Genomic DNA, 468 nt, shown 5'->3' on the forward strand with positions numbered 1-468 from the left:
ACAACTAGTTCCCAACTTTTACGGGGTGGACTACGAGGGTATCTTAGCCTGTTTGCTCCCCACCCTTTCGCTCCTCAGCGACAGTTACGGCCCAGAGATCTGCCTTCGCCATCGGTGTTCCTCCTGATATCTGCGCATTCCACCGCTACACCAGGAATTCCAATCTCCCCTACCGCACTCTAGTCTGCCCGTACCCACTGCAGGCCGGAGGTTGAGCCTCCGGATTTCACAGCAGACGCGACAAACCGCCTACGAGCTCTTTACACCCAGTAATTCCGGATAACGCTTGCCCCCTACGTATTACCGCGGCTGCTGGCACGTAGTTAGCCGGTGCTTTTTCTGCAGGTACCGTCACTTTCGCTTCTTCCCTGCTAAAAGAGCTTTACAACCCTAAGGCCTTCATCACTCACGCGGCATGGCTGGATCAGGCTTGCGCCCATTGTCCAAGATTCCCCACTGCTGCCTCCC

At 56.0% G+C, this 468-nt stretch carries 1 rRNA gene; it reads right to left on the reverse strand.

Annotation, left to right across the window (positions count from 1 at the left end):
* Window positions 1-468: ribosomal RNA gene (locus tag ASV53_RS24550) — 16S ribosomal RNA — on the reverse strand; the annotation flags it as partial.

This window comes from Photobacterium sanguinicancri, assembly GCF_002265265.1.
Lineage (GTDB): Bacteria > Pseudomonadota > Gammaproteobacteria > Enterobacterales > Vibrionaceae > Photobacterium > Photobacterium sanguinicancri.